Raw genomic sequence first — 11,366 nt, 5'->3', positions numbered from 1 at the left:
GTATCTCATTGAAAGGGCGAACCGCCTAAGTCTCTGTTACCTGTTAAGGAATTACGATGAGCAAAGTACTGGTCCTGAAATCAAGCATTCTGGCAACTTATTCACAATCCAACCAATTAGCTGACTTTTTTGTCGAACAATGGCAAGCAGCCCATGCTGACGACGAAATCACTGTACGTGACTTGGCCGCTCAACCGGTTCCTGTGTTAGATGGTGAACTGGTGGGTGCTCTGCGCCCTTCAGATGCCGCGCTAACACCGCGCCAACAAGAGGCTTTGGCACTGTCTGATGAGCTGATTGCTGAACTGCAAGCCAATGACGTGATAGTTATGGCAGCACCAATGTACAACTTCAATATCCCGACGCAGTTGAAAAACTATTTTGACCTGATTGCCCGTGCTGGCGTGACTTTCCGCTACACAGAAAAAGGTCCAGAAGGCTTGGTAACTGGCAAACGTGCCATTATTCTGACCAGCCGTGGAGGCATTCATAAAGATACCCCAACTGATCTGGTGGTGCCTTACTTGCGTCTGTTCCTGGGCTTTATCGGCATTACCGATGTTGAATTTGTGTTTGCAGAAGGCATTGCTTATGGTCCTGAAGTGGCGACCAAAGCACAAGCTGATGCCAAACAGTTACTGGCTCAGGTTGTCAGTGCTTAATTGATAACTTTCGCGCAGAAGTGGGTGTCTCCGTCAATGCGCGACTGAAAATGACCTTGTATTACCCTCGTGTTACCCAGTAGTGTCATTGGTTAATTGCGCGCCTTTCGGCGCGCTTTTTTCTCTGTGATTATGCCAGTAACGCCATCGCACTCTCTTCATCCGTAACCAAACCATTCACCCAATGCCCCCTGAGCGCCGCTTTAATAGCCTGATGTTTCTCCTTACCACCTGCGATAGCAATCACCGGTTTTTCTGGCTGAATACGTAAGCTGGCACTGGTTAAACGCTGATCCAATTCATAGGCGACGCGCTGACCATCGCTATCAATGAAATTACCCAGCATTTCTGCCACAACATTCGCGGCCATGAGCACATCGACATCTTGTGCAGAAATAAAGCCATCTTTATGCAATGGACAATGATACCCCATTGAGCCAATACCGATAAACGTAACATCAGCCTGAGCTGCTTTCTCAGTGACAGTGCGGTAAATCCGGTGATTACACCACAGGTCACGATCCGCCGCGCTATCAGCAAACAAAGGGGCGGGCAAAATAAAGTAGCGTCCTTGTGTTTTCTCGGCCATCCACAGCGGGACGTCATAACGTGTACAGGAACCATCAGCAGCAATAGCGCCGATAAGTGAGACACAACTGTGCTGAGGACGTTCGAAATCAGGTAACTCATCAATGGCGGCTTTCAAACTGCGACCAGAGCCGACACCAATGACCAGTGGCTGTTCTTGACGCAGAAATTGCGACATCACTTCAGCCCCCACCACAGCAATGGCTCGTTGGATACCCGCGCTGTCCATCCCCAAGCTGGGGACCACCTGACACTGATGCAAGCCATACTGCTTTTGCACCTGTTCGGCCAGCGCCATACAGCGCCCAACCGGGTGAGCAATGCTGACACTGACCAGCCCGTTATCAATAGCACACGCCACCAGCCGCTGGGCCACCTGACGCGAAACCCCCAGGGCATCAGCAATTTCATGTTGCGTCTGCCCGGCAACGTAATACATCCAGGCCGCTCTGGCCGCTTGATCCAGCTTCTTATCACTCTTCTGCATGAGTTATCTGCGCAATATTGTTTGAAATAGAGATAGGGGGTGAAACCACCATGGTCATTATCTTACGCCTCTATTTGACAGATTTTTATCTCTACTTACGGTTATGTGAGCCAAAGCCCACCTTTCGGGCAAAAGTTACATTACCCTAACGCCATCGGAGCAAATGCCCTACATTAGAGCTTATGCTCAAATTATAACGCCAACACTTACCGTGATTGTGGAGATAATTTATGAACAGTTTTCTAAATACCCCCCATGCAGTGTGGTTGCACATTGGTGCAGGCTCCTTCCACCGTGCTCACCAAGCCTGGTATCTACACCGGTTACGGGCCATAGGCGATAATCGTTGGTCTATTGCTCTGGCTAATATTCGGGATGACACGACCCCGTTGCTCAATGCATTACAAGCCCAAAACGGCGAATACACCTTGGAAACCGTGACACCAGGGGGGGAGCGTCAATATGAAAAAATCACATCAATCCGCAAAATCATCCCTTGGGATAAAGAACTGAGCCAATTGGTAGCACAAGGTAGCCTGCCAGAAACGCGCGTTATCTCCTTTACCGTGACCGAGGGCGGTTACTACCTGGATAACCAATTTAACCTGCAACAGGATAATGCGGATATCCAGGCTGACCTCAAAGGTGATTGCCGCACAATATACGGTGCTATCAGCCGTATATTGCTGCAACGCCAACAGATGCAGAACGGGCCAGTGACCTTGCTGAACTGCGATAATTTGCGTCATAACGGTGAGCGTTTCCGCCATTGCCTGCTTGAGTTCCTCGCACTTCGCGACCAGCAAAGCTTGCTCAGTTGGGTGACAAGTCAAACCCGTAGTCCCAATACCATGGTTGACCGCATTACCCCGCGCCCCGCTGATGACATCGCACCACGGGTGCTGGAACAAACCGGTTTCGCTGATCTGGCACCGGTTATGGGGGAATCATTCATCCAGTGGGTTATTGAGGACGATTTTATTGCCGGACGCCCAGCATTGGAGAATGTGGGTGTAGAGATGGTGGAATCAGTTCTGCCGTATGAAGAGGCAAAAATCCGCATCCTCAATGCCAGTCACAGTTGTATTGCCTGGGCTGGCACCTTGCTTGGGCAAAGTTACATTCATGAAAGTACCCAGACTGACGCTATTCGCCAGATGGCCTATGACTATGTGACTCAGGATGTCATCCCATCACTGTCGCCAAGCCCACTGGATCTTGCCAATTACCGTGATGTGGTGCTGGACCGTTTCAGTAATCCGTATATTCGTGACACCAACCAACGGGTGGCGGCAGATGGCTTTTCCAAAATTCCCGGATTTATTACGCCCACATTGATGGAGTGCTACCAACGAGGTGATACCCCAGCAGCAACCGCGATACTACCCGCATTATTCTTCGTATTTATGGAAAGTTGGCATCAGGGCACCCTGCCGTATGAATACCAGGACGGAATACTGGACGCCGCCGCCGTCCATGCCATGTTCCAATCAGCTGATCCGGTAGGTCTGTTCGCTCGCGACAGCAAGCTATTTGGGCCACTAGCCAGTGACAGCCAGTTTGAACAGCTGCTGCGCCAATCGATTGACCGGGTAAATACCTGGCTCGTTGCTAACCGTTAATCATCGACAAGGAATTGCTATGTATCTTGGACTTGATTTAGGGACGTCAGAAATTAAAGCCATGGTGATTGATGACCGGGGCCAGATTCTGGCCAGTGAAGGCGAACCCTTGACCGTGCAGCGCCCACATCCTTTATGGTCGGAGCAAAATCCCACTGACTGGTGGCAAGCGACACAACGGGTTATTGGCCGCCTGCGCCATAAAATACCCCAGCGCTGGGGTGAGATCCTCGCGATTGGCCTTTCCGGTCAAATGCATGGCGCGGTGCTGTTGAGCCGCGAGGATCGTATCTTGCGACCGGCTATTTTGTGGAATGATGCGCGCTGTGCCGAAGAGTGTGATGAGTTGACCCGCAATGCCCCACAGTTACATCAGATTGCCGGAAATCTGGCGATGCCAGGCTTTACTGCACCGAAACTGCTGTGGGTTGCTCGCCATGAGCCGGAGGTGTTCGCACAACTGGCGACGGTACTGCTACCTAAAGATTATCTGCGCTGGATGATGAGTGGCGATAAGGTCAGTGATATGTCCGATGCCGCCGGAACGTTATGGTTGGATGTCGCCAGGCGCGACTGGTCGGACTCTCTCCTGGCTGCCTGCGGATTATCCCGCGATATGATGCCGCGTTTGATTGAAGGTAATGAACCCAGTGGTTACCTGAAAGCAGATATTGCGCGCGAGTGGGGCTTAGCCGATAAAGTGATTATTGCTGGCGGTGGTGGCGATAACGCAGCCAGTGCCGTTGGGATTGGTGCCATCAATCCTGGTGATGGCTTCATCTCTCTGGGCACGTCCGGTGTATTGTTTGCCGTTAATGATTGCTACCGGCCCAATCCACAATCTGCCGTTCATGCCTTTTGCCATGCTTTGCCGCATCGCTGGCATCAGATGAGTGTCATGCTGACCGCAGCCAGCGCCCTGCGCTGGTTGTGCCAACTGCTGGGAACCAATGAAACCACCCTTCTATCCGAGGTGGCGCAACTCAGTCGGTCAGAGCAGCGGCTGGCACCAATTTTCCTGCCTTACCTTTCAGGCGAACGCACCCCCCATAACGATCCGCTGGCAACCGGCGCGTTTCATGGCATGACTCATGCGACAGACCGTGCGGCGCTGGGATATGCCGTGCTGGAGGGGGTGACTTTCGGTATTGCTGATGGCCTGGCGGTGTTACAGCAGGCCGGTACCCAACTGAGCCAATCCTCCTTGATTGGTGGTGGTGCACGCAGTGTGTGGTGGGGGCAATTGATGGCTGACACCCTTAACTTGCCAATTGTCACCCACAGCGGTGGGGAGGCTGGTGGGGCTTTAGGTGCCGCACGTTTAGGGTGGCTCGCCAGCGGCGGTGATGAGCAGGAGGTGTGCAGCAAACCACAAATCGACCAACGCTTCATCCCTGATGTTAACCGGCAAGATGCCTTGTTTGCCCGCCTTGAACGCTATCGACTGCTCTATCAACAGCAGCGGCAGTTACGCCAACAACTGCCGCAATAACCATCTAAAAAATAAAGATATAACAAGCCTGGGCGAGCCTATCGCCCTTTTTCTCTGTCCCTATAACCGTTGCTCCTACCAGCAACTCAACCAGCCGGCGCTCAAGCGCCAGAGGAACTTACTATGCAAAAAAAACCTACCCACTGGTTTGGTTTGCCAATGAATTTGTTCTGGGGTTACATTGCCATTGCCATTTTTATGAGCGGCGATGGATTTGAAATGGCCTTCTTATCCAAACATATTACTGATATGGGCTTTTCTCCGGCACAATCAGCCTTTGTGTTTACACTCTATGGCCTAGCTGCTGCCATTGCCGCCTGGAGCTCTGGTGTGGTTGCAGAGATCATCACGCCACAACGCGCCATGCGGATTGGTTTTGTGCTGTGGGTGGTCATGCACTGCTTATTTATGGTATTCGGTTTAGGCATTAAAAGTTATCCACTAATGTTGCTGTTCTATGGTATTCGTGGGTTGGCCTATCCGTTATTTATCTATTCATTTGTTATGTTAATTGTCCAAAACGTCCCTAAACAGCAACTCTCTTCTGCCATGGGTTGGTTTTGGGCGATGTATTCAGTCGGTATCGGTGTCATAGGGAGCTATTTGCCCAGTTTTACCATTCCGGTGATGGGTGAAACCGGTACGTTGTGGTTTGCCATTGTCTGGGTCATGGCCGGCGGTATGATGGCGTTGATATTACTGCGCAATGTTGGCACTGCCAGCCCTAAAGCATCACTCTCAAATAAAGAAAAAATCAAAGAGTTGTCTCGGGCCGTCACTATTCTGTTTACCAATAAAAACATCTTCTTATCCTGTTTAATCCGCATCATCAACACCCTGTCATTATTTGGTTTTGCCGTTATTATGCCGCTCCTGTTCGTTGGCCGACTTGGTTTTACCATGTCTGAATGGCTGCAAATCTGGGCGGTGTTCTTCTTCGTGACAATTTTCACCAATATTATGTGGGGGATCTTGGGCGAAAAAATTGGTTGGATGCGGCAGGTGCGTTGGTTTGGCTGTATCGGTTGTGCCCTTTCCAGTCTGGCGTTCTACTATATTCCGGTTCATTTCGGCCATAATTTCTGGGCGGCCCTGATCCCGGCAGTAATGTTGGGGATAACCGTAGCCGCTTTCGTTCCGATGACCGCGGTATTCCCGGTATTGGAACCGGAACACAAAGGTGCAGCCATCTCGATTTATAACTTGTCTGCGGGTCTGAGTAACTTTGTTGCCCCGGCGATTGCCTCGCTGGTGTTACCTTTCTTCGATATTGTTGGCGTGGTGTGGGTTTATACTGCGCTGTATCTGATTGCTGCTGTGCTGACCCTGATTGTTAAAGTTGAGCAACCAGGGCATGCAGATACCTATTATCGCAAAGAATCACTCGATAGCCTCGCGGGGCATCCTGCTACGGCCAGTTTACACCCTGAGCGCTAGCGGGTTATTTTTAAGCTGAGGCCAATACCGTCGAAATCAATATTTCAGCAACCCGAAGTTTAGACATAAAAAACGCCCGTGCTGAGACGGGCGTTTTCCATAGCGTCATTGATACCATCATCGCAACAATTAGCGCTGCATCCACTGGCCATTAATACCGCGCACATATTCACCGGCAGCCGCACGGTTAACTAACTTTTGCCCTGCCAGCTTGGCAACATCTTCAGTTGAAATATGGTTTTTCTGCGCCACTTCCTGATATTTCTCTGTTCTGGCAATATTGATTTGCTCTACCAACGCCAGTGTCTCAGGATCTTTTTTGACCGGAGCCAAATAACCACTTAGGGTTTCGCCAACCCGCCCTTGCTGCTTTGCCTGTTCCACTGTCAGGGCGAAAGCCATGGCGCTGAACAGCAAACTGCCACTCAATATCGTCCACCCCAACATCACTCGAATCAGCCTTAGTCTGCCACCAATCCAGCCTGAATTTTGCTTTTTCATCGTGGCTCCTTAAAATAGATTGGATTGATTTTTAAGCAAGTTTTCCACATCTTTATCAACTTTTATCTGGATTTCATGCTCAATCTTGACGTTCATATTGATAGTGATCGGTTTTTCCGGTGTCGCTACCTCAAGGCGTAAACAGCCACTGAGCATCAAAACACCCAAAGCTATTGCCACACGTTCCCCTGTCAAGATCTTCATTCCTTCGTCCTCGCCGGTATCACTGTTGGTTGTAAAGAAAGCGTCTGTTGTAGCCACTCTTGTAAATTGTCACCAAAACGCAGGCTACGCCAGAGTTGGAACACATTTTCCTGATGCTGATAATTCAATACTATCTCACGCTTTGAGTTTTTTTGCGTATTCACACCATGAATCTTCGAGCGTAATGTTAATTGCCCCAAATTATCCAGATCCACTTTGGCATAAGATTGATAAATCTCCATATAGCGTAACCAATCAATCGCGGCACCGGCGACAAAGTTACTATCACCGATTGAATTGGCCAGATCTTGATCGAGGCGCAATGTCACCCTGCCATCGTTAGCAATCCAACCATTACGCACCAACCACTGTGGGTTATTGAGATAAAGAGGCAACTCCCCGTTGACCTTCCCCGACATCGCAAACTGTTTCGGTTGTAGCACCGTAAATAGCTCACTCAAGTCAATGGCAGTTAATTTCAGCACGGCGGCGTCGTGTTGCGGTAAGCGTAACGCGGACAAACTCAGATGGCCGTTAAGAATGTCCATACCGACGTTACTCAAAGTTAACGGTGCATCATCAGAATAGGGATAAGTACCTTGTAAATCAGCAGTAATATTCTGCATTTCAAACAAGTTGCTTATTGAGGCGATACGCAACATCACCGGGTCTTTCGCGCCCAACTGCCAGTGGTGATTCTGCAAGCGATACGACATAACAAAATCTAACCCGCTCATTTCGCCGTCTTTCAGCCACATCCCGCCATTGTTCACCACCCAGTGACCACCGGCGGTAAAGCCTTGTTCTCGAGCTGCCGAAAAGGCCGCCTGAGCATACAGCTCTCCATCACGCAGTTTGATGCCTAATTCTGATGCGATAAGCGGCTGGAATACGGTTAACGATTGTTTCGGCCACCAGCCCTCACCCCGTAACCGCTCGCCATCCCAGCGGCCGCGCAGTGGGATCGGCCCGATCGGCTGCGCCTGCAATTGCCCCTGCCACAGAAAGCTGTTTGGTTCCCGACCATTGAGTTGCAAAGATAATTCAGCGGGAGGTAGATAACCGCCCCCGTCGCTGAACGACACTTTTTTCGCCCCTAACGCAAAACCGGCAATAAAGGCTGGGTGATGGTTATCGCGCTGCCAGGTGAGTGGCTTCACCAATGTCAGTCTTGGTGCCTCAACCTTAACCAGACCATATTGCAACCGATCAAAACCAGTCGAGAGCTGGTCAACGGTGATTAATGTATCGCGCCAACTCCCCTTGCCCGCCATATCCCAGCGAGCAGCCAGTGGCGGCAGGTGACCATTGCCCCAGTAACGCCACTGCCAATAACCTTTGTCCGGCCAAAACTCTTGCGCCTGACCATCCAAATGCAGGTTGAAATTACCCCAATAGCTGTCTTGTGCATCAACGATGGCTTGTAGACGCCCGCTAACCCCGGCAGCCGTGACCTTGACACCAGCCAATGGCCAGCGAGCATCTCTTATCCGCAATTCAGGCGTCACATTGCCATGCGCGCGCAGTAACGCCCCTGGGTGCAGCACCCACGTTGGGTTCAACACCGAACCACTGAGCAGCCCTGGGATGGTGGCATTAAGCACCATTTTCTCCAGATTAGCCTGACCACTGAGTTGGAATTTTAAATCGCTGTTTATCATGCTCAGATTACCCGGCCCGAGGGTCAACACGGCATTCCCCTTACCACTCTGCCCAGAGGTAATCACATTAATTCGCGCGTCAACTGAGGTCTGATCCAACCCTTGGTCCCAGTCATGTAACGTCAGGTTAATACCGCCACTTAATGGTTGCTGCGCGTATGGCCATTGCCACTGTCCGTTAACTAGCTGAATTTGGTTTACCGCAACACGCCATGGCAACCGTGCGAGCGGCACATCATCGCCACGCTCAGTGAGCGTCAGCACACCTTGCTGCTGTTGCCAGCTCAAGTTTAGAAGCAGTGGTTTAGACAGATAACCGGTGGTTAGCATCCCCTGTAATTCACCCTGTTCCGGCCAATCATCCAGTGACAAAGGAATCTTTATTTTGCCACTGAGTTCGAAAGGCTGCGGGGTACCAGGAACCGCAATAGAGAATTGATGCAAACTCAGTTGTTGATCCTGATCAAGGGTCGCGGCAAAGCTCAGTTGCGGCCCTTGATAACGTAACTCTTGAATCAATTTAAGCTTATCGGGCGAGGTGAGGGTCAGTTTACCGGCATATTGCTGCCAGGGCGTAATCTGCAAATTACTGATATCCAGATCCAGCACCGATAACTGCTGTTGCCAGTAAGCTAAATTCAGTGGTGCGCTGTCGCCATTAGTCGGTAATTGACTCAAACAGGCGGTATCCAACGCAACATTACCGGCCGCAAGTTGCCAGCGCCCCTGATGGTAGCCGACACTCAATTGATTCATATTAGCGAGGGTGCAGTCTTGTATCGAATAGCGCAATTGCTTGATACGCAGTGCGCCGTCACGCCATACCGGTGGCGTAGCCAGCGTTATCTGACTCCCAACAGGTAACCAATAATGTGCCACTTTGGGTAACCACTGTGGCAGGGTTTTCCATAATGCCATCAGAGAAATTGCGCTGATTAATAACAACCAACCCACTATTTTTGCGCATTTAGCCATGACTCGCCTTGTTTTATCCCCAACCAGACTTACGGTGTGCTTTAATCAAATCACCGCAAGATACCATAATAGATAACGCTACCCTTGCAACTCAGACAAAACTGTTGCCATTGAAAGTTGGCATAAAAACCTTATCTCTTTGGCATGAAAAAGTTACAAGTGCTCTATTTAACTTATTATTGTGGCAAATTGTATGATTTATTCAAATCTGTTAGATTGATCACAATATTTTAGCGGAGATATCGCGATGAAATTAGCCGTTTACAGTACTAAACAGTATGACCGTAAATACCTCGAATTGGTCAACAAAGATTTTGGCTTTGAATTAGAGTTTTTCGATTTTCTGTTAACGCCAAAAACAGCAAAAATGGCTGCTGGCTGTGATGCGGTCTGTCTTTTCGTCAACGATGATGGTTGTCGTGCGACATTAGAAGAACTGAAAAGTGTCGGCGTCGAGATTCTGGCGTTGCGTTGCGCTGGTTTCAATAATGTGGATCTGGAAGCCGCGAAAGAACTGGGAATTCAGGTAGTTCGTGTCCCGGCCTATTCACCTGAGGCGGTCGCTGAACATGCTGTGGGTATGATGATGAGCCTTAACCGCCGAATTCATCGTGCTTATCAGCGCACCCGCGATGCCAACTTCTCGCTGGAAGGACTGATCGGTTTCAATATGCATAACCGTACTGCCGGGATTATCGGTACCGGTAAAATTGGTGTGGCAACCATGCGCATTCTGAAGGGTTTTGGTATGCGTCTGCTCGCTTTTGACCCCTATCCAAGTGCGCAAGCTCTGGAACTGGGTGCTGAATATGTCGATCTCAAAACGCTATATGCTGAATCTGACGTTATTTCCTTGCATTGCCCGATGACACCGGAAAACCATCATCTGCTTAATAAACAATCATTTGATCAAATGAAAAACGGTGTAATGATCATCAACACCAGTAGGGGTGGTCTGATTGACTCTACCGCAGCCATTGATGCCCTGAAACAGCAAAAAATAGGTTCGCTCGGCATGGATGTATATGAAAATGAACGTGACCTGTTCTTTGAAGACAAATCCAACGACGTGATTCAGGATGATGTTTTCCGCCGTTTATCTTCTTGTCATAACGTGTTATTTACCGGGCATCAGGCGTTTCTGACCGAAGAGGCGCTGACCAGTATTTCGGCCACCACAATGCAGAATATTGCCCAGTTGAAAAAGGGTGAACCCTGCCCGAATATTATTACCGCCTGATTATTTATACGTTTAACAAGCGGCAGCATGAGATACCCAATAGATTTCGAGCACAGGCAGATGGCAAACAGAAGTAGCCAATACACCTGATACTTGAAAGATGGCGGGTATCAACGTGCCGGACAAGCGCCGCGCATTAACGCCCATTCTTCACAACGTTTACCATCGGGTAACTGACACATCCCTACGCTGCCACCATTGAGTTGTTTGGCAATGGTTAATACACCACCGGCATTGGCACAATTGACTGCCGCCGGATTGGCCATATTAATATTATGGTGGACACTGGCGCTGGTGGCTTGTTGCACGGGTTCATAGGCATCAACATTATTTAAAGCTGTATCCGTTGGGTCATTGCTGCTACAGGCGGCTAAAAAGAACACAGCGCCACCCACAAACATTGATAATACTTTCATTCTTCTGCTCCGGCATGAGAAAGGCATAAATCTATTGTTTAATGCAATTTCGTCTACGCTAATTGGCTTATATAATATCTG

General features: G+C 49.7%; 10 protein-coding genes. 5 read left to right on the top strand and 5 right to left on the bottom strand.

The annotated features are described in order from the left end of the window. Positions 1-56 precede the first annotated feature (56 nt). The gene (gene azoR / locus V1952_RS15865) at positions 57-662 is read left to right on the top strand and encodes an FMN-dependent NADH-azoreductase (RefSeq protein WP_083158789.1); all 606 of its coding nucleotides are present in this window, start codon (positions 57-59) and stop codon (positions 660-662) included. Positions 663-792: 130 nt separating this feature from the next. On the opposite strand, the gene V1952_RS15860 is transcribed toward azoR, so the two are convergent. Then, complete coding sequence (locus V1952_RS15860) at positions 793-1,737, bottom strand: sugar-binding transcriptional regulator (protein ID WP_372559077.1); 945 nt, start codon at positions 1,735-1,737, stop codon at positions 793-795. Positions 1,738-1,967: 230 nt separating this feature from the next. Between V1952_RS15860 and dalD the strand changes: the two genes are divergently transcribed. From dalD to V1952_RS15845, 3 genes are all read left to right on the top strand, one after another. After that, positions 1,968-3,359, top strand: coding sequence for a D-arabinitol 4-dehydrogenase (gene dalD / locus V1952_RS15855; RefSeq protein WP_420070817.1), 1,392 nt, complete (start codon positions 1,968-1,970; stop codon positions 3,357-3,359). A 19-nt stretch (positions 3,360-3,378) separates the two neighbouring features. Next, positions 3,379-4,851: a xylulokinase gene (gene xylB / locus V1952_RS15850; RefSeq protein WP_050085292.1), complete on the top strand. Its 1,473-nt coding sequence runs from the start codon at positions 3,379-3,381 to the stop codon at positions 4,849-4,851. A gap of 123 nt (positions 4,852-4,974) precedes the next feature. After that, the gene (locus tag V1952_RS15845; protein ID WP_372559080.1) at positions 4,975-6,288 is read left to right on the top strand and encodes an MFS transporter; all 1,314 of its coding nucleotides are present in this window, start codon (positions 4,975-4,977) and stop codon (positions 6,286-6,288) included. A 129-nt stretch (positions 6,289-6,417) separates the two neighbouring features. Here the strand turns inward: V1952_RS15845 and V1952_RS15840 are convergent, their stop codons facing one another. Genes V1952_RS15840 through V1952_RS15830 form a run of 3 tightly spaced genes read right to left on the bottom strand, consistent with a single transcriptional unit; the run spans position 6,418 to position 9,629 of the window. Beyond that, on the bottom strand, positions 6,418-6,789 hold the full coding sequence (locus tag V1952_RS15840) for a YdbL family protein (protein ID WP_083158786.1): 372 nt from the start codon (positions 6,787-6,789) through the stop codon (positions 6,418-6,420). Positions 6,790-6,798: 9 nt separating this feature from the next. Further along, on the bottom strand, positions 6,799-6,993 hold the full coding sequence (locus V1952_RS15835; protein WP_372559081.1) for a YnbE family lipoprotein: 195 nt from the start codon (positions 6,991-6,993) through the stop codon (positions 6,799-6,801). Next, on the bottom strand, positions 6,990-9,629 hold the full coding sequence (locus V1952_RS15830) for a YdbH family protein (protein WP_372559082.1): 2,640 nt from the start codon (positions 9,627-9,629) through the stop codon (positions 6,990-6,992). The genes V1952_RS15835 and V1952_RS15830 overlap by 4 nt, the downstream gene beginning before the upstream one ends. A gap of 247 nt (positions 9,630-9,876) precedes the next feature. On the opposite strand from V1952_RS15830, the gene V1952_RS15825 reads away from it, so the two are divergent. Next, entirely contained in the window at positions 9,877-10,869 is a 993-nt protein-coding gene (locus V1952_RS15825; protein WP_083158784.1) for a 2-hydroxyacid dehydrogenase, read from the top strand. Positions 10,870-10,979: 110 nt separating this feature from the next. On the opposite strand, the gene V1952_RS15820 is transcribed toward V1952_RS15825, so the two are convergent. Beyond that, a complete protein-coding gene (locus tag V1952_RS15820; protein ID WP_083158783.1) occupies positions 10,980-11,285 on the bottom strand; it encodes a DUF333 domain-containing protein in 306 nt (101 codons plus the stop codon). Between the last annotated feature and the right edge of the window lie 81 nt (positions 11,286-11,366).

Source organism: Yersinia sp. 2542 StPb PI (assembly GCF_048593855.1).
GTDB lineage: Bacteria > Pseudomonadota > Gammaproteobacteria > Enterobacterales > Enterobacteriaceae > Yersinia > Yersinia enterocolitica_E.
Note: the sequence above shows the minus strand (reverse complement) of the source record. Positions and strands in the feature narration are given on the sequence as shown.